Annotated in this window: 11 protein-coding genes; all 11 read left to right on the top strand. The window is 42.7% G+C overall.

Annotated elements, in window-relative coordinates; genetic code table 11:
* Positions 1-236: 236 nt before the first annotated feature.
* The 11 genes from ACTJKN_RS23085 to ACTJKN_RS23035 all read left to right on the top strand — a co-directional run bounded on the left by ACTJKN_RS23085 (position 237) and on the right by ACTJKN_RS23035 (position 22,413).
* Entirely contained in the window at positions 237-1,580 is a 1,344-nt protein-coding gene (locus tag ACTJKN_RS23085; protein ID WP_440828060.1) for a serine/threonine-protein kinase, read from the top strand.
* A 45-nt stretch (positions 1,581-1,625) separates the two neighbouring features.
* Positions 1,626-2,579, top strand: coding sequence for a hypothetical protein (locus ACTJKN_RS23080; RefSeq protein WP_440828059.1), 954 nt, complete (start codon positions 1,626-1,628; stop codon positions 2,577-2,579).
* Positions 2,580-2,673: 94 nt separating this feature from the next.
* Complete coding sequence (locus ACTJKN_RS23075; protein ID WP_440828058.1) at positions 2,674-4,119, top strand: PP2C family protein-serine/threonine phosphatase; 1,446 nt, start codon at positions 2,674-2,676, stop codon at positions 4,117-4,119.
* Complete coding sequence (locus tag ACTJKN_RS23070; protein WP_440828057.1) at positions 4,106-8,209, top strand: FtsW/RodA/SpoVE family cell cycle protein; 4,104 nt, start codon at positions 4,106-4,108, stop codon at positions 8,207-8,209. Before ACTJKN_RS23075 ends, ACTJKN_RS23070 begins: the two co-directional genes overlap by 14 nt.
* Before the next feature lie 127 nt (positions 8,210-8,336).
* Positions 8,337-9,137 (top strand): FHA domain-containing protein, encoded by an 801-nt coding sequence (locus ACTJKN_RS23065; protein WP_440828056.1) that lies wholly within the window; start codon positions 8,337-8,339, stop codon positions 9,135-9,137.
* Positions 9,130-10,518 carry a serine/threonine protein kinase gene (locus ACTJKN_RS23060; RefSeq protein ID WP_440828055.1) on the top strand — a complete coding sequence of 463 codons (1,389 nt, stop codon included), beginning with the start codon at positions 9,130-9,132 and terminating at the stop codon, positions 10,516-10,518. Before ACTJKN_RS23065 ends, ACTJKN_RS23060 begins: the two co-directional genes overlap by 8 nt.
* Positions 10,519-10,773: 255 nt before the next feature.
* A complete protein-coding gene (katG, locus tag ACTJKN_RS23055; protein ID WP_440828054.1) occupies positions 10,774-13,050 on the top strand; it encodes a catalase/peroxidase HPI in 2,277 nt (758 codons plus the stop codon).
* An 853-nt stretch (positions 13,051-13,903) separates the two neighbouring features.
* A complete protein-coding gene (locus ACTJKN_RS23050; RefSeq protein ID WP_440828053.1) occupies positions 13,904-17,095 on the top strand; it encodes a SusC/RagA family TonB-linked outer membrane protein in 3,192 nt (1,063 codons plus the stop codon).
* A gap of 26 nt (positions 17,096-17,121) precedes the next feature.
* On the top strand, positions 17,122-18,678 hold the full coding sequence (locus tag ACTJKN_RS23045; protein ID WP_440828052.1) for a RagB/SusD family nutrient uptake outer membrane protein: 1,557 nt from the start codon (positions 17,122-17,124) through the stop codon (positions 18,676-18,678).
* A gap of 21 nt (positions 18,679-18,699) precedes the next feature.
* Positions 18,700-18,906, top strand: a complete 207-nt coding sequence (locus tag ACTJKN_RS23040) for a hypothetical protein (protein WP_440828051.1) — start codon at positions 18,700-18,702, stop codon at positions 18,904-18,906.
* 360 nt (positions 18,907-19,266) lie between these two features.
* Complete coding sequence (locus ACTJKN_RS23035; RefSeq protein WP_440828050.1) at positions 19,267-22,413, top strand: SusC/RagA family TonB-linked outer membrane protein; 3,147 nt, start codon at positions 19,267-19,269, stop codon at positions 22,411-22,413.
* Positions 22,414-22,424 lie beyond the last annotated feature (11 nt).

The raw sequence follows: 22,424 nt of genomic DNA, 5'->3' as shown, positions 1-22,424 counted from the left end.
CATTACATACTCCGTTCTGGCATAATAATGGCTCCATAAATAAGATATGAAACCGGGGCACGTTATTAGGGATATCATCATCTTTTTTAACCAGCTCATGTTATAAATCGGATAATGCCGGCAACAGTAGAAATTTTCTCCCGGCCCGGCAAAAAAAGGAAGGGCTGTGTATGCCCCATCACATTTAAATTATTATTTGGCAACAAAAAATTCCTATTATTGTTATAAGGAGAAATATGAGTAAAGTATTTACAATTACAGAAGGGTTAGAGAATTTAGGAGCGCTGCGAACGGGCGGACAGGGATCGGTATATAAAGGGAAACGCATCGGTGCAATTTACTCCGCAGTAAAATTAATCCCTACTCCAATATACACCGAGAACCGCGACGATAAAAATTACCGCAATTTTGAAAACGAGGTGGCAAAGTTGCTCAAGGTAAATGAGAACCCCAGTCCCAATGTTGTAAAAATGCTCAGTTTTGGTATAACCGAAAGCGGATCCTTCCCATTTATAGAAATGGAGTATATAGAAGGACCTGACCTTTGTGAGCTGCTCCAACCCCCTCACCAAAAGATATTTACACTAAGCGAAGTTATAAAAGTTGCACAACATCTTGCTGCTGCCCTTGAGCACTGCCATAAACTTGGGGTAAAACATGGCGACGTGAAGAGCAATAACGTTAAATACAATTTGCACACAGCAAACTATGTACTGCTGGATTTCGGACTCGCCATTATGAGTGAGGAGCAGCGTAGAAGTAGCATCCGGCACGCAGGTGCGGTGGAGTTTATGGCACCCGAACAAAATGAAGGCAAAATGCTTCTGCAAACCGATGTTTACAGTTATGGTATCATCTTATATGAATTACTCGGAGGTGAGGTTCCCTTTCCTTTGCCTGGAAATAGCGATACCGGACGAAATTCGGTAATGATTAGTCATATGGAAAGCGAAGTGCCTGACGTGATTGCCCTGCGCAGGACAAACTTACCCACGAGCTGGACCGAGGAACAGAAAACCCGGGAGATGCAGGTTCCGGATTGGCTCCTAAAACTGATCGAAAAATGCCTGCAGAAAGATCCTCTGCTCAGATACAACGATGGAATGGCCTTGCATGAAGCAGTGCTTAGCGGAAGCTTATCGGGCAATGTTTTACCCATAGACAATAAAGCTATGGATTCGCTCAAAGCGGAGAACGAAATGCTTCGCAAACAGGTGTTAGCTCTGGAAAATACAGCGCTGGCCCCTGAAAGAAACGGTATACTGTTACCTCATTTTGCATTTGCGTTTATGATCATCTCAATTATCGGATTGATTGCTTTCTTGGGCTATTCACAGTTTCGCAGCGAGCCACAGGCACAGCAAGCCGTTCAAACCATCGATTCGATCCCACCGGCAGTTGATACCACAGCACAGGAAAGAAGGAGAATGGCGAATCAGCGCAAGATGGCTGAAGCAGCGGCAACAAAGCGGGCGGTGGATAGTGCAATTAATGCGGAGATCAAAAAAGCCAGAGATAAAGCTGCCGATAGCACAGAAGACCTTAACCCCGATACTGCAGCGAGTCCTGTACAGTTTTAATTTTTTAAAAAATTGCCCTTAACCGCCACATAGGCACCCTTACTTATGGAAACAAAATCAAATTTCTGGCAGCGTATAGGTATTCAGGATTGGTTTCTAACCGATGAAAACAAGAGCAGCGACCAAAAAGCACCGCAACTCACTCCGGAAACCATCTACAGCTTTATCGTTGATAAATTTAAGGAGTCCATCAGGGAATTATCTTTTGCCGATCGCATCGTTTTTTATCATGAATTCATTATCACCTTCAACGCTGAAGATTACCGTGAATTTATAGACAATAAACAAGGGATTTTAGGCTTAATCGTACAGGAAACTGTCAAAAAGTTCTATGCAATTTTAAGAGAACACCGGCAGGCCGGGAAAAATGTAGAGCCATCAGGCTCAAAATGGGTATTCCGGTTGGTATCACATCCGGATTACGCAAGGGGCGATAAGGGCTTTATCGGAAAATTGTTGCCAGACAACAATCAAAAATCGGAAAATCTCCGTGTAACATTCATTCCCCGACAAACCGGTATTGCGCAGACATTCGATATTAACAATGATATTTTAAAGGGCTTCACTTACTACAGCGAAGGCTATATGGAAATCCCATACGATGCGCAATTGGAATATGTTGAGGGTAATACGACCCCATCCAAGGACCAGGCCGTTCTTGGCCGGCTGGAAGCCATCATACCCGATAAGCAGTTTTCGGGCAAAAAAATAGAGTTCCTGATTAAAACAGAAGATACTATCGTTTCGGGTAACGATGAAGAGCGCGAAGATTCCAATATTTTCAAGATCGCCTCAGAATGGGCCAATTCACCGCACCTACACATCCGCTATAACAAAACAGATGGTAATTTCTATTTAGCTTCTTTCGGCGAACTGACTACTTTGAACGAGGTTTTGGTACAACGCAGCGAAATTAATTCGCCACAATGGGTTTCTTTGCCGCTGAACTCCAGGATGTTGCTCAACGGCATAATCGGTATAAACCTATTTAAATCCTAACTTATGTCGCAACTGCTATCAATTTTATTGTTATCGCTGGTCGTTGCGCTGATGATCGTTCATTTTAAAGACATTAAAAATTCCCGTAATAAAAATGGATAAACACTTTTTTGGCCTCACAGACACCGGCAAATCCAGAGACAACAACGAGGACAGCTTTATTGTTAAGTCCCTCACCAACGATCAATTGATTTTGGCAGCTGTAATAGATGGCGTAGGTGGCTATCATGGCGGCGAAGTAGCTGCAAGTATTGCTACGGAACAGATGTCGATGCAATTCTCAGATCGTCCGGCCGATCTAATCTCGCAGATGATCATGGCTTTCAGGAATACAAATGAAGTGATTATTGCCAAAAAGCAAACAGACGCAGGCCTTTCTGAAATGGCCTGTGTGGCCACTATGGTAATTGCGGATATTGAAAATAATCAATTTTATTATGCGCACGTTGGCGATACCCGATTATATCTGCTCCGGGACGGATCGCTGATCAAAATCTCTAAAGACCATTCATTTGTGGGCTTTCTGGAAGATTCTGGAAGGTTGGATGAGGCCGCTGCTATGCAGCATCCAAAACGTAATGAAATTAATAAGGCGATCGGTTTCAGTGATCAGATTGCTACCGACGAGAGTTACATCGAAACCGGTCAATCTCCTTTCCTGCCGGGCGATCTGCTCTTATTATGCAGTGATGGGCTGACCGATATGGTAAACAGGCAGGATATTACTACCCTGCTTCTACAAGGAGATACACTTGCTAAAAAAGCAGGCAATCTCATCTCGCTTGCCAATGAAAACGGCGGGCGTGACAACATCACCGTTGTGCTGCTGCAGAACAACAAAAAGCCTCAAGAGGTAAAACCCACCAGACCAGACTTTACACAACACGCCAAGGTAGCAGTAGGAGCAGAAAGAAATGAGGCCATACGGCCGCTTGAAAATCCACCACCAGAAACTCATGCAGCGCCCAAAAGAAATTATTGGTTCACTGCGTTGGTTATTTTATGCCTTATACTCCTTGGCACTACCGTATTTCTGTATCTGCAGCGCCAGCACGCAGCAGCCCCTGTTTCAACACTAAATCCATCACCAAAACAAAAAGTGAGAAACAGCCAGGAGCAGTTACTACAAGATGCATTTGACCATGCCCTGGGAGACACGCTGGTACTATCTGACTCGATTTTTAAAAGTCCGGTACTCATCAGCGATACTTTACGCCTGCGGAAAGACACCTTGTATGTTATCGCAAAGGGCATTGTGCTGCAAGCGGATAGCGGATACAAAGGTGCAGCCATAACGATGCTGTCTCAATCCAGGCTATTGAAACTGGACAGCCTGCAGTTTAAAGGCTTCGCTACCGCTATCGCCATTTCAAACCAGGCATTGTTACTCAAAAATGTCACTTTTACCAATTGTTTGCTTCCCTTACAGAATAGCATCCACTTCCCTGACCGGAAACCGGTAAATGCAGCACTAATGAAGATTGGTGCACTAAAAGGTAACACCCCTAAAACCGCAGATTCAAAAAATGGAGCAGAATAAAGGAACTGTCAAAGTTAGCCGGACCCAGGAACGGATCTTCATATTAGCAACCGCAACTGTTCTCGCGCTCTTCTTCTACCAATTATACGCGATCATTCAGCCAAGGTTTGCAGAAGTTGCGCCACGCTTAAACGCCGGTACAATGGTTAACCTGAATGCCGAAAAACCTGCCGAACATATCCGCAACCTACTTAAAAAAGGTTACTATTTTGAAGATCGGCGAGATATTGATCTGATAGAAAAAACCATTGCATCTGCAACGCCTAATGGCCAAGAACTCGACAACATTGGCGAAGTGAATAAACGCAGGTATTTTTTACCTGCAGATAAGGCCTATGAAAAAGGAGGTAAATCATTTAAAACAAGGGTGCTGGCATCCCGGGCATTGCTTGGTTATACCGGTGATGATTCGCTTAAATTCGATCAGGAGCAAAGTAATCCCCGCCCTTACTCTTCCCAGCTAAATCTCGGCATGGGCGAGCACAATATTAGTGGGAGAATCGTAGAAAATAAAAAAGCTGCGCCAGGTGTTTTAGTTCGTTTAGAAATGATATTGCCGCAGGACAGTATTTACAATGACGAGCCGACAGAAACCATTAAAAATATAACTGAAAAAGCAAATGGCATTATAAAGGTTTATACTTTGGATACTGCCGGTAAAAGGAAATTAATCCAGCTTACTGCCTATGCCCGTACCGGTACTGCCGGAGAATTCACTTTTGCCAAGTTGCCTGGCAACCAGGCATTCAAGGTATTGCCTTTAAAACCAGGTTTTCAGTTTGGCGCCTCAAAGGGTGTACAAAACCTTGATGAAAATACTGCCTTTACATTTGAACAGCGGCCACATACGATAAAGCTTTTTTCTACCAGGGATTTCAATATTCTCAAAAAGGAAAAATCACTGATTATCAGAACGCCTGAAGAATTCAACAAGTGGTTTATGATCATCTGCGGAAGCCTGATTGGTGGGTTTTTACTTGTCCACTTCATCCTGTCATGGAAATTCAGTACTGCTGATCAGGTGATATTGCCCGTAGTGATGATGCTTACTGGCATATCATTCCTGATGCTGCTGAGTTTGCAGGATCCGCTGCGCGACCGTTTTTTAGCTAAAGATTCCCTTTTATACCTGCTAATGGGTTTTGGAGGTATCTTATTGATGCTGTGCATTAAACTGCGCCGTTTCAATACCGATACCTGGGTTTATCGCCTGCTTTTATTTAAGAACATCCGATCAGCCGCAAACGGCTGGCCCTGGGCCCTGGCCGCTATTGGATTACTGGCACTCACTATCTTATTCGGAACCGGGCCAGAAGGGAGTGGTGTAAAGGTAAACCTGTTCGGATTTCAGCCCAGTGAAGTGGTGAAGTATCTGATCATTTTTTTTCTTGCAGGATTTTTTGCCGTAAACGAGAAACTGATCAGTGAATATATGAGCTGGAAAAAAAGATGGTCATTTTTCTCCTTTGCCCTATTGGCGATACTGTTAACGCTCATGTTATTTCTGATATTGGGAGACCTTGGTCCGGCGATGGTGGTTTGTTTCACCTTTATTATACTATTTTCATTCTCCCGGGGCGATTTTATGTTCATGGCAGGCGCTATCATATTGTACGTATTAGCCTCATGGATTTTTGAAAATGTATGGATATCCACCGCAATTACCTTGCTTTTGGTCGGTATGCTGATGTTTTTTGGTCGCAGGCAGCTCAGTGAGTCCGCCATCATGGTACTCGTGATCATGTCTGCTTTTTTAACGATTGATCAGATTCCATATCTGGACCGCGTCTTCCCTGGGCCTGTGCAGCGCCTGGGAGATCGCAAAGCCATCTGGCAGGATGCCTGGAATAATGAGGTTTATGGCGGCGACCAGGTGGCCAACGGCCTGTGGGCCATGTCTACAGGCGGTGCAACTGGCCAGGGCGTAGGGCAGGGCTTTGCCAAAACCATTCCTGAAGCACATACCGATATGATCTTACCTTCGATAGGTGAAGAATTTGGATTAACAGGCATATTGTGCATCTTCCTGCTGTTCCTGTTGTACCTTCACCGATCCATTATTATCGGGAGGAGAACCGGATCACCATTTCTCTTTTACTTAAGTGCAGGGGTCGGCGTATCTACCTTTGTACAGTTTCTGCTCATCGCAGGTGGTTCTACAGGAGCGCTACCGCTATCGGGGGTATCCCTCCCCTTTCAAAGTTATGGGGGATCATCTCTTGTACTCAATTTTTTAGCCGCCGGATTTTTATTGTCGGTATCTGCTGTCCGGGGCAGCGAAGTACAGATGCAGTATATCGCCAAAGCGCAGGACAAAAACCTGGTACCGGCCCTAATTGCTGCCTGTTTGGGCATCCTGCTATTGGGCGCTAATGTAGCGGGTTATGTGCTAAACAACCGGAAATGGGTGGTACAACCGGCCTTGGTAGCCGACCGTAGCGGCGCGAGAATGTTCAGTTACAATCCGCGTATCGCGATATTGATGAACCGTTTAAAAGCCGGAACCATACACGACCGCAAGGGAATTTTAATGGCAACCAGCAATGTCGACAGTGTGAGGGCGCAACATTTCAAACTCATCGGTGCAGGTATCCCGAATTACAATCTCGATTCGGCGGTACATCAGCGTTTAGACCGGTATTATCCTTTCGAAGAACAACTGTTTTTTTGGACAGGTGATGCAAATTCAGGCATATTTAACGGAAGTGTTAACGGCTATTTTGCTGATTATGAACACGCGGCCGAACTCCGCGGCTTTAAACTGCCTCAAAAGAGTTTTACAGTTCTTGCAAAGCGATATAGCGAAAACCGTTTCCTGGTACGGGGAGTTAAGGAAATGACGGTCGTGAAAAAAGATTACGCCGCACTTTCTCCATTACTCCTTGCCGGAATCAGCAGCAAAGAAGTTGAAGATTTTAAAAATAAAAATCGCGATGTACAATTAACCATGGATGCCGGCCTGCAGACCAAGATCCAAAAGTCAATTGCCCGCGACACTTCATTATTGGATAACCGGGTTTCTGTAGTGATCATGGAAGCAAGTTCTGGTGATGTCCTTACTTCAGCCGTATATCCACTGCCACCCATACATGATTGGGAACGGTTAACCATGACCAATGCAGAACAGAACCAGCTTTCCGGGTGGACAACGACCGCTGACCTTGGCTTTACCAATTTCACACAGCCAGGCTCAACCGCTAAGCTGATTACCGCCATGGCATCCTTCAATAAACTGGGCATGGCCGCTGCCGAAAAAAAATACCAGGTGGCCTCCTGGGAGCGTATCCGGACAAAAGGTATCGAGCCTGATGAAACGGGATGGATTGATCTGGAACGTGCGGTGGTGAAATCCAACAACGTCTATTTCATCAAGCTTGCAAACCAGGAGCAGCTGCAGGAAAACATGGGCGAGCTGTACTTAAAAACAGGCATGTTCCTACATGGTGCCGGAGGGTATTATTACAATAAGCCCAGCGAAAATGCAGCACAGGAAGAAAAATGGAAACAGCTTTGGCGCAGGACCGAATTTAACACCAAACCAAAGTATGATCCCAACAATATCCGAAAGACCAGGGCAAAGGGAATTTCCGGAATGTCTTGGGGGCAGGGCGCACTTATTGCAACCCCAGCGGCAGTGGCAAGAATGGCTGCCGGGATTGCAAATAATGGAAATATGATTGCAAACAGGTTTGTACTTAAAGTAAGCGATCAGCCACAGGCGATAAAAACTGGTACGAAATTAGTAAACAATCCGGCATACGCCAGGTTGATGCAGGAGTATATGATCAAACAGAGCAGTCCAAAAGTGCAAACGCTTGGACTAGCCGTAGCCGGTAAAACCGGTACGCCGGAGCGGATCTGGAAAAAACAGCAAATTAATGATGGCTGGTATGTGTTTTTTGCACCGACTGCAACTGGCAATGGCCATATTGTAGTCTGTATACGCATTGAGGCTACCAAAGGATCATCAGATGCTGTAAGACTGGCCGGCAAACATGTAATACCGTTCTTAAAAGAGGGCGGCTACATTAAAAGTATTGTTCCTTCGGTCAAAAATGATCAAGATGCAGCTATACCGGAATTTAATTGAAGAAATGAAGTATTTTAACTAAAACCATCAATCAATAGTTGTATATCTTCACCACATTGAGGAAAAACGCAGGTGTTGAACTCGACATTTTTAATAACACAGTAGCAAGCACTAACATAACATACAGATGAAAATGATATTCGACCTCTTCAAAAGTGCAAGTGGGGAACATCCCGATGATGTGAAGGGAATCAGACACGCATTACTACAATTTATAAAACAGGAGTTGCAAAAAGCGGAGGGAGGAGAAGGCGCAAATATCAAAGGTTTGGGTATTTTTATCTACTGCAGCCCTGCAGCGCGCCATGTATATGAAGCTGCGGTGTTTACCGAGGATCCCGATCAGTTAAAAAACGAAATACAACGCATTAGCGATGATTATTCTTTGGACCTGCCCTCAGGATGGTCACTCACAGTTGCTTTCGACGAAGCTATTCCGGACGACGCGGTTCAAATGCAAAATCTGCCGGTAGCACTATTGGTTAAAACCAAAACCCATTTTGTTATGCAACAGGCTAAAGCTTACCTGAAAGCACTTAGCGGCAAGACTTTACAGCCAATCTACGAAATAACATCCTCGGGTGGAAAATACAATATCGGTAGAGATGAAAGGGCACAGTCTGATGAAGGTTATTTCCGCACCAACCACATTGCATTTCCATCTGAAAGTGATGATGAACGAAATAAGTACATCAGCAGACAGCATGCGCACATCGAATGGGATACCAGCATAGCCAAATTTGTAATCTTCGCAGATGAAGGTGGAATACCACCCCGAAATAAGGTTAAACTGCGTTCAGCGCTTACCGAAAAGACCGTAAAGCTCCATGCTACCCAGATCGGGCAAGAATTAGCCGAGGGAGATCAGATTATCTTAGGCGAATCGGTCGTACTGGAGTTTAGCTTTAAGCCGCAGCATCATGAGTAAAATTTTTACAATTACAGAAGGGCTACAAAACCTCGGTGCATTAAAAACCGGTGGACAGGGATCTGTTTACAAAGGGATGCGCATGGGACCGGTTTATTCTGCCATCAAACTCATTCCTACGCCAATCTACGTGGAGGATGAAAGCGATAAAAACTACCGGAATTTTCTCAATGAAGTGAATAAGCTGCAGCAGGTGAACATCCATCCCAGCCCGAATGTGGTGAAGATACTCAGTTCAGGGATCACCGATAGCGGATCCTTTCCTTATATAGAAATGGAATACATCGAAGGCCCTGAACTTAGCGAACTGCTATTGCCTCCGCATCAAAAAGTTTTCACCGTAAAAGAACTGTTAAAAGTCGCTGAACAATTGGCTGCGGCACTTGCACACTGTCATCAGTTTGGGGTCAAACACGGCGATGTTAAAAGCAATAATGTGAAGTACAATACGCAGACCGCCAATTATGTGCTATTGGATTTTGGCCTGGCCATTATGAGTGAAGAGCAGCGCAGGACAAGCATTCGCCATGCCGGGGCTGTAGAATTTATGGCACCGGAACAGCATGAGGGGGAAATGCTGCTACAAACAGATATCTATAGTTACGGTATCATCCTGTATGAACTCCTGGCCGGACGGGTTCCTTTTCCGCTCGAAGAAGGAGGCGATACCGCCCGCAATACGGTCATGATATCACACCTCGAAAAGGAAATCCCAGATGCCATGTTACTGCGTAAAAGCAATCTGGAAGATAAATTTCAGGATGATATTCTGCATGCGGAAATGCAGATACCTCACTGGTTGATTGAGCTGATCGGGCGATGCCTGCAAAAAAATCCAGATGACCGATATGCGAATGGAATGGAACTGCAGAAGGCAGTTACTGCCGGGATATTGTCGGCACCACAAGACAGCAGAGACAGAGAAAACACCATGCCTAACGAAGCCCTGCGTTATGCCGCCTTATATGGTGAGACACAGCAAAAGAACGAAAAACTTGAAAAAGAGCTGGCCACATTAAAACCCCTGGCCCTGAAGGCCGGAATAAAATACAATACTTCTACCGGTGAGTATCACCAGGAAAATTACATCCATGCGCCAAGAAAGGCTTTTTTAGGTTACGCTGCCGCCTGTGCCTTAGTTGTTGCCTTTGTAGTTTACAGCCTAGCTAAGACAGAAAATAATAATATCACAGCCTCTCCGGCAACCCCATATCGGTCACCATTTGAAATTGCAAATCAGCAATACAGACAAGTGCTGCAAACAGCGAGGGAAGACAGCATCCGGAAAGCAAAAATGCAATGGGCCCAGCAAGTAAAAGCAACAGAAAAAGCCAGGAAACAGAACGGTAAAAAGAAGAAGAAATTTTTGGGAATATTCTGAGAAGCGAGTTACATCGTACCTTTCGAAATTTAATGCTTAATGTGGCCTTTTTATTTTAAGGAAGGATTAACATAAAGTTAAATTTTATGAATCAAAGCCCTGGCATCCTCCTAAATTGCTGATATAGCATAGTAATAGATTCTAACTATTCCATTATAGAATTAAATGATTGTGATTAGTTCTTTCAATTCTCTAAATTTATAATAATCTGATTAAGTTTTAACAACGGATCGGATTTCACTAACAAATTAATATATGGAAAAAGAATCGAACGATATTAGCAAGTGCCCGTTTCATAATGGCAGCATGAAGAGTAATGTAGGTGGTGGTGGTACCAGAAATGGCGACTGGTGGCCAAAGCAGTTAAAACTGAGTATTTTGCGCCAGCATTCTAACTTATCCAACCCAATGGATGGTGAATTTAGTTATGCCGAAGCTTTTAAAAGTTTAGATTTAGCCGCATTAAAGGCAGACCTTCATGCACTGATGACCGATTCGCAAGAGTGGTGGCCGGCAGATTTCGGTCACTATGGAGGTTTATTTATCCGCATGGCATGGCATAGTGCCGGAACCTACAGAGTGGGCGATGGCCGTGGTGGTGCCGGTGCCGGATTACAACGTTTTGCACCACTGAATAGCTGGCCGGATAATGTGAGCCTTGATAAAGCCCGCAGATTACTTTGGCCGATTAAACGAAAATACGGGCGCAAAATTTCGTGGGCAGATTTAATGATCTTAACAGGAAATATCGCCTTAGAATCGATGGGTTTTAAAACCTTTGGTTTTGCAGGTGGGCGTGAGGACGTTTGGGAGGCTGATGAATCGGTATATTGGGGTTCGGAAACCACCTGGCTGGGTGGCGATCTCCGTTATGCACACGGTTCTGATGGCGCACATAAAGCGCATGGTGTAGTGGTTACTGATGACGATGCCGATGGAGATATTCACTCCCGTAATCTAGAAAAACCACTTGCAGCAGTGCAGATGGGATTAATATATGTAAACCCTGAAGGCCCGGATGGAAACCCAGATCCAATTCTTGCTGCGAAAGATATCCGAGATACTTTTGGTCGCATGGCAATGGATGATGAAGAAACGGTCGCATTAATTGCTGGCGGACACACTTTTGGTAAAACCCATGGTGCTGCTTCAGCAGATCACGTGGGCAAAGAGCCTGAAGCCGCTGGTATCGAAAGCCAGGGTTTAGGATGGAACAATAGTTACGCTTCTGGCAAAGGTGCTGATACGATTACGAGTGGATTAGAAGTAACCTGGACCACAACACCAACGCAATGGAGCAATAATTTCTTCGAAAACCTGTTTGGATTTGAGTGGGAATTATCGAAAAGCCCTGCCGGTGCACATCAATGGAAAGCTATAAATGCTGAGGCTATTATTCCTGATGCATTTGATGGATCGAAAAAACACCTGCCAACGATGCTTACCACCGATCTTTCTTTAAGGTTCGATCCGGCTTATGAAAAAATATCAAGACGTTTTTTAGAAAATCCAGATCAGTTTGCTGATGCATTTGCCAGGGCATGGTTTAAATTAACCCATCGCGATATGGGGCCTTTGGCACGTTACCTGGGCCCAGATGTACCGCAGGAAGAATTGCTTTGGCAAGATCCAATACCGGCTGTTAACCATGCATTGATCAATGAAACTGATATTGCCGCATTAAAAGTAAAAGTACTGGCTTCAGGATTGAGTGTGGCCGAACTGGTTTCTACTGCCTGGGCTTCGGCTTCTACTTTCCGTGGTTCTGATAAACGTGGTGGTGCCAATGGTGCACGGATCCGTTTGGCTCCTCAAAAAGATTGGGCCATTAATAATCCTCCACAATTGCAAAAAGTATTGGGTGTATTAGCGGATATTCAAAATGAATTTAATGCAGCACAAATTGATGGCAAAAAAGTTTCACTGGCCGATTTAATTGTATTGGCAGGTGCCGCTGCGGTAGAAAAAGCTGCTGCTGCTGCCGGTCATTCAGTTACAGTACCTTTTGCACCAGGGCGAATGGATGCTTCACAAGAGCAAACCGATGTAGAATCTTTTGGTTATTTAGAGCCGGCTGCTGATGGTTTCCGTAACTACCGTAATTCAAAATCTCCGGTTCCTACTGAAGAATTCCTGATTGATAAAGCACAGTTGCTAACGTTAACAGCACCTGAACTGACGGTGTTGGTAGGTGGTTTACGTGCGTTGGATACAAATTTCGACGGTTCGAAAAATGGTGTCTTAACCGTAAAACCCGGCCAGTTAACTAACGATTTTTTTGTAAACCTATTGGATATGGAAACCGCATGGAAAGCCGTCGGAGAAGATAAAGAACTCTATATCGGAAGCAGCCGTTCAACTGGTCAGCCAAAATGGACTGCGACCCGTGCCGATCTGGTATTTGGTTCTAATGCAGAACTTAGGGCAATAGCAGAGGTGTATGCAAGCTCGGATGCACAAGGTAAATTTGTGAAAGACTTTGTGGCCACCTGGAATAAAGTAATGAATTTAGATCGTTTTGATTTAAATTAATTAGAATTACAGCGCAACATTTAAAGGCACCGGAAATTTCGGTGCTTTTTTTGTACTATCGATTTTTATCATGGTCTGATACCGATATCAATATGCAGCATCTGTTTTTCTCCCTACAACCAAATAAAAAATATTGAAAGTTTTTCTTATTTATTAAAAACAATTCTCAAACTTATTTGTCTTTTAATTTCATTAGTTTGTTTGGTTTAGTTTTATTGGTGGATGCGAATAAAACAAAATAATTGGCCTCATAGAAATATGGGGCTTTCTCGTTTATATAAGGCACTAGACCAAATACAATATTGGTAACAGCAATGCTGATCAATGTTACGATAAGAAACCTGATGTATTTTCTCTAGATAAAAAAAATAATTTTTTTATCAAATTCTTTAAAAGATACTTAAGTAGGTGAGACATAATGGATTTCAGCCTGTCTATTTTTTATTTACCTGAAATATTTATTCAAAAATTTTTGTACCTGTAAAAGTAATCATACTGTAATCTGATTTATACGTTGGCGTACTTCTAATGATCAAAATAATATTCTTGATTTTGTGATAAAATATTTAATATTGAATTGATAAATCGATTTATCAGTAACCAAATATGATGATGAGCTTAGGAATATTTGCGCCCTGTGGTACAGTATATGTCTGTGTAGTTTATTTGTGTGTAGTTTTTAACCCGTTTAAAAATACGATCTCCCATCACACAATTGCTTTTAACTCAAAGCCTTCTGATTAAAAATGACTATTTGTCATCAGTTGTTATTTATAGAATAATTGATAAAACGTTTTAGCTGCTAGCAGTTGAATTATATATTATTAACTAACCATTTACTAAACCTAAACCAATGAAAATCAATCTACTAAAGATTTCAGGGCTTTCTGTGCTTTTTTTGCTCAATAGTCCTGCTTTTTCGATGGCTGAGAAATCCGAGGGATTTTCCGGGCCAGATATGCCTTTAGTGCATATCCAAAACCGAAAAGTAATTACAGGAACCGTATTAGACGAAAAAAACATGCCTATTCCTGGTGTTGGCATTAAAAACATTTCGTCAGGCAAAACCGCTGTAACTGATGAAGCTGGTAAGTTCAGCATTGAGGCCAACCCAAACGATGTAATCCGTTTTTCTTATGTGGGCTATCAAAATAAAGATGTAACAGTAGGCAATGAAGCCAACATAAGCGTTAAAATGGCACCTGCCGAAGCCAATAAGTTAGATGAAGTAGTGGTAATTGGTTATGGTTCGGTGAAAAAAACAGACCTTACGGGTTCTGTTGGTGTGGTTAAAGCAAGCGAACTTCAGGAACGTCCGTCTTCATCTCTAAACCAGGCACTGGCTGGCCGTATTTCCGGCGTACAGGTAAACACCAATTCGGGAAGACCCGGCGGACAGACGAATATCAAAATCCGTGGATTTAGTTCAATCAATACAAGCAACAATCCACTTTATGTAGTAGATGGTGTAGCTTTGCCAGTGGGGTCGCAAACACAGAACAGTAACGCTATCGATTACATTAACCCAAGCGACATCGCTTCAGTAGAGGTGTTAAAAGACGCTTCTTCTACGGCTATATACGGTGCAAGAGGTGCAAACGGGGTAATTTTAATCACCACCAAAAAAGGAACAGCAAATGCCCAACGCATTACCTACGATGCAGATTTCGGCATCAATACATTGGCCGCACACCATGTCGAGATGCTTGATGCCTTTGAGTATGTTAAGGTACAGGATCTGGCTTACGAGAATATTAAAGTTTACGATCCGGTAGGTTGGGCAGCGGGAAGTTACGCATCCACACCTGTGCCAAAAGCAGCCAGAATTGCTTTGCCTCAATTTTTCGATAGCAATGGAAATCCATTATATAATACCGATTGGTTAAAAGAATCTACACAGAATAAACTTTCGCAAAATCACCAGCTGGGTTTTACAGGTGGAAACGAAAATAGCACTTACGGTGTTTTTGCAGGCTATCGCGATGACCAGGGACTTTTATTAAACTCTTATTTAAAACGTTATTCGGGCAGGTTTAATTTCGATAGTAAAATTAAACCCTGGTTAAAGGTAGGCGGTAATTTGAGCTACAATAACCAAAATGAAAACATTGTTGATCAGGGAACAGGCGGTTTAAATTCAGTCCGTATGATTACAGAAGCATTTCCTTTTCTACCGATTAAACTGGCAGATGGCAAGTGGGGCGATAATAAACTGATTCCGTGGGCAGAAGGAGGCTCCAATCCGGTACACATCCTAACCGATCAAAAATATGGAATGGTCACCCAAACTGCTTTGGGGAGTATTTATTCTACCATTAGCTTTAGCAAAGATTTAGAGTTCCGTACCCAGCTAGGGGCCAATATTGTGAGCCGTAACATTAACGAGTACAATGCCAAACAATTATACGGGATCTCTGATGGACAGAATGGAACGGCGAATGTAACCGATGATCGGGAAACCTTCTGGTCTTTGGAAAATTATTTAACCTATAACAAACGTTTTGCCGAATCGCATGCCATTAATGCGTTATTAGGTATCTCCTGGCAGGCCACCAGCTTTTTTAGCAATACCAGCCATGCCGAGAATTTTGTGACCGATTTTTACGGAAACAATAACATGGGCTCTGGAAGTAAATCGATTACCGTAGGCTCTAGCCGGAACAGGTCAGCTTTTAACTCTTATTTTGGAAGGTTAAACTATGCTTTTAAAGATAAATACCTGGTTACCTTTACAGGGAGGGTAGATGGGTCATCCAAATTCGGGGAGAACCATAAATTCGCCTTTTTCCCTTCGGCAGCATTGGCCTGGAAAGCCTCAGATGAAGATTTTCTCAAAGGAAACAAAACCATTTCTAACTTAAAACTAAGAGCCAGTTATGGTTTAAGCGGTAACTCAGAGCTTCCTGCCTATCAGTCGCTTGCCACATTGGTTAATAATGCTGCTATTATTAACGATAGCAGGGTAACCGGTATTGGTATAGGGAGGTTAGCTAATCCGGACCTGGTTTGGGAAAAAACAGCACAGGTTGATGCGGGTTTAGAATTAGGCTTATTTAACAACCGCATTAATTTAGAAGCCGATCTTTATTACAGAAAAACAACCGATATGTTATTGGATGCCCCGGTTCCACGTACCACAGGATACGCAGTGATCAGAAAAAATATCGGTTCTATGCAGAACAAAGGTTTAGATTTAGGGATTAATACGATAAACGTACAAACCGATAATTTTACCTGGAAAACCAGTTTCAATATCTCACTTAACCGCAACAAGGTACTTTCTTTGGCCACTCCTGATGATATTTTTGGTGTGGGTAACCCAAATTTCACCAATCAAACTGGTATTATCAGGGTAGGTGAGCCTGTGGGTTCATTCTGGGGGCTTGTACGTTTAGGAACCTGGAGCGAGGCAGAAAGGGCAGAAGCCGCTAAATATGTAAGTTACCGGGGTGGTAAAACTTTGCTTCCGGGCGATATTAAATATTTAGACGTAAACGGCGATCATGCCATTACGGATGCCGACCGTCAGATTATTGGTAATGGAACGCCAAAAGGCTGGGGATCGTTTGGTAACTCATTCCGTTACAAAAACTTAGAGCTCATTGTAGAACTTCAATACTCATATGGTAATGATGTGTTGAATATGACGCATCACTCGGGTGAAGACAGACAGGTACAGGCCAATAGTTTTGCCAGTGTATTAAATGCCTGGACTCCTCAGAATCAAAATACACCGATTGCCGCAATCAGGGATCAATCTGCCGGATATGTTACCAACGTAGATACCCACTGGTTAGAAGACGGTTCTTTCATTCGTGGAAAAAACCTTTTATTAGGTTATACCTTTGATAAGACACTTGTCGAAAAATTACGCTTAAGCAAACTCCGTGTTTATGCATCTGTTCAAAATTTCTTCCTGGCAACCAAGTATACAGGTAACGATCCTGAGGTAACGACTTATGGAAATGCATTTGCACAAGGTCAAACATTTTTCGATTATCCAAAGCCAACTACTTTCATGGTAGGTTTAAACATTGGATTATAAACATTAACTAAAGAAAGGATATCAAAATGAAAATAAACATAAAAAATATCGCTGCTTTGTTGTTGCTAGGCGGCGCTATACTGGGAAACTCGGGGTGTAAGAAGTTTTTAGATGAAACAGATCCCACTAATCTTTCGCCCGATAATTTTTATACTTTACCAGAACATGCGGAAGCAGGTATTGCTGCTGTTTATGCAGAGATCCGGTTTATTGGAAACGGTGCCGGTATTTATTCGAACAACTGGCAGATGCTTGATGCGCCAACCGGCATACAATCTACCGAAACCGCACAAAACTCTGATCTGAACAATTTGTATTCACTAATTTATGATGGTACAAACCTGCATGTTAACCAAAACTGGAACGGACTTTATAAAGTAATTGCACAAACCAACCTGGTGTTGGATAAAGTTCCGGGCATTAACCCGATGGACAATGCCCAGAAAAAAAGGATTTTAGGAGAGGCTGCTTTCATCAGGGCATGGGCCTATTTTTACCTGGTGCGTTTATGGGGCGATGTGCCTTTAATTACTAAACCGATTACCAGCCCTAACGATCCCAATTTTTCTCCTTCCCGTACGCCACAAGAACAGGTTTACAAACTCATTGTCGACGATCTGGTTGCTGCAGAAGCGGCTGGTTTGCCTTTTATGGATGCAAGTGGACGTGTTTCTACAGCAGCAATTAAATCTGAACTGGCAAAAGTATATTTAACCATGGCCGGACAGCCACTTAACAAAGGAGCAGCTTATTATAAATTAGCTGCAGATAAGGCCAAAGAGGTAATCGATTATTCAACGGGGAATCCAGCATCACTTAGCTTGTTCCCCGGTTATGGGGCTTTGCACGATGCAAAGAATGACAATAAAGTAGAGCATTTATTCGGCATCCAGTACAATGACGCTGCCGGATCTGGCAACCCCTTACAGTCTTCATATCTACCATTACATCAGCCATTGGTTTCTAAAATTGATGGGATTGGAACAGCTATTCCAACTGCAGGTTTTTATGGTTCGTATGAGGCAGGAGATTTAAGGGCTAAAAACAGAGAAGGTTATTTCTTTACCGATTATTATACCGATGGATTTAAAATGCCGCTGATTAACCGAGGTAAGCCTTATGTTTTTAAACACTTCGATCTGATTGCAAATGGAACACTAGGTGTAGAAGGTACCAGCAGGAGTGATCTGAACATTCCACAGATCCGTTATGCTGAAACCTTATTAATTTATGCCGAAGCACAGAACAGGGCAGATGGTAGTCCGAATGTTGCTGCCTATGCTGCGGTAAATGCAGTACGAAAAAGAGCGCAATTGGCTGATCTTGCAGGTTTGAGCCAAACACAGTTTGAAGAGGCTGTTTGGAGAGAGCGCTGGCACGAGCTGTGTTACGAAGGCGTTACCTGGTTCGATATGGTCCGCTTGCGTAAAGTGTACAATGAAAGTACCAATGGTTTTGATAATTTTGTTGGTCACATTAATCAAAGTGTAAACCAACCTTTGCAAACCAAACATTTATTGTTCCCGATTCCTACTCCAGAAATCAAAAATAACCCTAACCTGACACCAAATCCAGGTTATTAAACTAAAAATTTCAATAAGAAAATGGTGCCGAAAATATTTTCAGGCACCATTTTTTGTTTAGAGGGGTTTAATGAACGTTTCGTCATTCCCGCGCAGGCGGGAATCTTAAAGCTTTATTGCATTACGATTCCCAATCAACCTGATAGCTATCGGGTTGGGAATGACGATTCTGCGCAATATATTACTTCTACAAAACCTCTTTTCATTCATATCGGTTTTTATACATAAATAACCCTAAGGATAACAGTGCTAGAAGGCACCTATTGTTAAATATCCAAATCATGAAATTAATTACATCGTTGTAAATGCAATCTGAGGCACATTTTTAGCTTATTTGAATGATAGTCCTTTACATCTGGTTCTACAGATTTTTATATTAGATAAAATAAGTCTAACCAAATTATCCATGTTTAAGAGTCAATCAAGGCCACCATTCGCTGGCATTATCATTTTTTTTTCAGGCTAATATTCCAGTTAATTTTCAGCAGCAAGTTGCCATTTACCTATTGCGATCTAAATTTTACAAATAGGCATTTGGCAGATGCCGATCAGATCATTTAACAGATAATCATTAACTAAACTATAATTATGAATAAAATTTACAACCAAAAAGCAATATTGCTATACTTCAGGCGCATCTGTGCGGGTAAGGCAAAAATTTTAGCGGTATTACTTTTAACGCTGTTCGGGAGTTTTAGTGCTTTCGCTCAAACCGTCATTGTGGGTACCATTAAAGATAACAAAGGCATAACGCTTCCTGGCGTAAGTGTAAGGGTAAAAAATACATCGGTTGGCACCTTAACAGATGCTTCGGGTAAGTATACTATAAAAGTTCCTGATGGCAATCAAACCCTGGTATTCACGTTTATAGGCTTTACTACACAAGAAGTTACTATAAACGGGAGAAGCACTATCAATATTACTATGGACGATGGTGCGCAAGGCCTTAACGATGTGGTGGTAATTGGATATGGTACTGCACAGAAAAAAGATGTTACCGGTGCTGTTTCGAGTATTAAAGCTACGCAGCTGGAAAACGAAAATCCAAATAGTGTTACCGATATCCTTCGTGGCAATATCCCAGGCTTAAGTGTTGGCTTTAATAACAGTGCTAAAGGCGGAGGAGATCTGCTTGTACGTGGGAAGACAACACTTACAGGTACTACAACGCCCCTGATTGTGTTAGATGGCGTTATTTTTATCGGTCAGCTGTCTGATATTAATCCCAACGATATCGAATCGGTTGATGTACTTAAGGATGCAAGTTCGCTTGCGGTTTACGGTGCAAAAGCAGCAACCGGTGTAGTAGCCATTACCACTAAAAAAGGAAAAAGCGGCGCACCAACCATTACCGTAAATACAAACTTCGGAATGGCTACCCTGGCCCAGAATCAACCTGTGTATGATGGACCGGGTTTTTTAAACTGGCGTGCTGATGTACAGCGCAGTGGCGGGGTAAATCCACCTTATATCTACAATGATCCCAATAACCTACCAGAGGGTATAACACTTACCCAATGGTTAAATGGCCAAACTACCACCAATCCAACTGATCTTTGGTTAAGCCGTCTTGGTCTTTTGGCCAACGAGAAGGCCAATTACCTTGCCGGAAAAACAACAGACTGGTACGATATGCTTTTTGCTACCGGGCAACGCCAGGACCATACCTTAAGCCTCAGCGGGAAAAAAGAAGAAGTTTCTTATTACATGTCGCTTGGTTATCTTAAAAACGAAAGCATTATTGCTGGAGGCGGCTTCAGTACTTTCCGTACCCGGTTAAACCTGGAAGGTAAAGCAGCTAAGTTTTTAACCCTTGGCATGAACCTGCAATTTGCCGACCGTGATGAGGGCGCTATCGAAGCGCAGTTTTCGCAACTGCCAGATTTATCTCCTTACGGCGATTTTTATAATGCGGATGGTTCTTTAAGAAGAATCCCTACCGATGATAACGGCCTCAATGCCCGTAATCCTTTTCTTGACCGAACTTATAATTCGAGGTTGCAAAAACAGAGTACTTTGTTTGGTAGTCTTTATGCCAAAGTACAATTGCCTTTTGGCATTACTTATCAGGCTAATTTTAGTCCGGGTTTAGATCAGTACCGCACCTTTAACCATCAATCTTCTAAAAATCCAAATGTTACCATCCCAGGCGGTTCAGCATCAAGAGCGCAGGAAACCAGATACAACTGGCAGTTGGATAACCTCTTAAAGTGGAACAAGACTATTGCAACAGATCATAACATTGATGTAACGCTTTTGGTTAATGCCGAAAAATATTCTACCTGGTATACCATTGCAAGTAATGAAGGTTTTGCGCCAACAGATATACTGGGTTATCACAACATTCAAAGTGGTAACAAACCAACGGTAAGCAGCGATGATAAGGTGTACACCGGCGATGCTTTGCTAGCCAGGGTAAATTATTCCTACAAAGGCAGGTATGCTTTAACGGGCTCTGTTCGTAGAGACGGATACTCTGCTTTTGGGGCTTCTAAAAAACGTGCTAATTTCCCTGCCGCTGCGGTGGCCTGGACCGTAAGTGAAGAAAGCTTTTTGAAACCCGTTAAATGGATCGACTTTTTAAAACTGCGTTTATCTTATGGGATTAATGGAAACAGAGAAATCAGGGATGCTAACAACGTGATTGATCCTTATGTAGCTATCCAGACTTTAACTGGAGGTAAGTATCAATCGGTTAACGGCAGTGGTACACCAGGAGAGGTGAATACGGTTGTAAATAGTTCGCGTTTGGGTAATCCAAACCTGGAGTGGGAGAAGACAAAGTCGTTAAATCTTGGTTTGGATTTTGGATTTTTGAACAACCGCATCAGTGGCTCGCTTGAACTTTATGATAAGAAAACATCAGATCTCTTGATTGGTCAAACTTTACCGAATGTTTCGGGCTATGTAAATGTTATTGCCAATTTGGGCCGCGTAAATAACAGAGGATTTGAGTTTAGCATCACCAGTAAAAACTTAACAGGCGGAAATATTACATGGAGCACATCTGCAAACCTTTCACTTAACCGCAATAAAATTGTAGGACTGGCTACACCAAATGATGATCCGGGTAACGGATGGTTTATCGGTAAAGACATTGATGTGATCTGGGAGTATAAAATTTTAGGGGTATGGCAGGAAAACGAAATGACAGAGGCTAAAAAATATGAAAAAGCTGGAATTAAACCCGGGGATTTTAAACTTCTCGATGTTGACGGGAATTATGTATATAATGACCTGGATAAACAATTTATAGGCTACAGAAGTCCAAGGTTCAATTGGTCGTTCCGCAATGATTTTAACATCTATAAAAATTTCGATTTTTCATTCCAGCTCATCTCAAGCTGGGGGCAGCTTAGGGCCGATAACCAGACCAAAAACCAGCCCGGAAGTGTAGGTTTTGGCAGGTCGAGCTCATATGTTTTACCTTATTGGACACCAGGTAATCCTATTAATGATTATGCCCGCCTAAATTCGGGTTTAAGTGGCGTAAGTTTCAATTCGTATCGTAAAAGCTCGTTCATCCGGTTAAATACCATTGCACTTGCCTACAGCCTGCCGAAAGATTTTCTGGGTAAATTGAGGGTACAGGGTGCAAAAATATACGCCAATGTAAGTAATGCTGGTGTATATGCGCCAAACTGGAACCAATGGGACCCGCAAACTGCAGATAATAATGGAAATCCGGTTCCAACACCAAGAGTTTACACTTTCGGACTGAATGTTACCCTTTAAAAAATGACAAA

It is taken from the genome of Pedobacter sp. 22163, assembly GCF_052045595.1.
GTDB lineage: Bacteria > Bacteroidota > Bacteroidia > Sphingobacteriales > Sphingobacteriaceae > Pedobacter.
The sequence above is the reverse complement of the archived record's forward strand: the minus strand, read 5'-3'. Positions and strand labels throughout refer to the sequence as shown.

Excerpts from the sequence above, each read along its gene's own strand:
- ACTJKN_RS23040 (WP_440828051.1), top strand. The coding sequence starts at position 18,700 with ATGGTGCCGAAAATATTTTCAGGCACCATTTTTTGTTTAGAGGGGTTT.
- ACTJKN_RS23070 (WP_440828057.1), top strand. The coding sequence starts at position 4,106 with ATGGAGCAGAATAAAGGAACTGTCAAAGTTAGCCGGACCCAGGAACGG.
- ACTJKN_RS23045 (WP_440828052.1), top strand. The coding sequence starts at position 17,122 with ATGAAAATAAACATAAAAAATATCGCTGCTTTGTTGTTGCTAGGCGGC.
- ACTJKN_RS23035 (WP_440828050.1), top strand. The coding sequence starts at position 19,267 with ATGAATAAAATTTACAACCAAAAAGCAATATTGCTATACTTCAGGCGC.
- ACTJKN_RS23085 (WP_440828060.1), top strand. The coding sequence starts at position 237 with ATGAGTAAAGTATTTACAATTACAGAAGGGTTAGAGAATTTAGGAGCG.
- ACTJKN_RS23065 (WP_440828056.1), top strand. The coding sequence starts at position 8,337 with ATGAAAATGATATTCGACCTCTTCAAAAGTGCAAGTGGGGAACATCCC.
- ACTJKN_RS23075 (WP_440828058.1), top strand. The coding sequence starts at position 2,674 with ATGGATAAACACTTTTTTGGCCTCACAGACACCGGCAAATCCAGAGAC.
- katG (WP_440828054.1), top strand. The coding sequence starts at position 10,774 with ATGGAAAAAGAATCGAACGATATTAGCAAGTGCCCGTTTCATAATGGC.
- ACTJKN_RS23060 (WP_440828055.1), top strand. The coding sequence starts at position 9,130 with ATGAGTAAAATTTTTACAATTACAGAAGGGCTACAAAACCTCGGTGCA.
- ACTJKN_RS23080 (WP_440828059.1), top strand. The coding sequence starts at position 1,626 with ATGGAAACAAAATCAAATTTCTGGCAGCGTATAGGTATTCAGGATTGG.
- ACTJKN_RS23050 (WP_440828053.1), top strand. The coding sequence starts at position 13,904 with ATGAAAATCAATCTACTAAAGATTTCAGGGCTTTCTGTGCTTTTTTTG.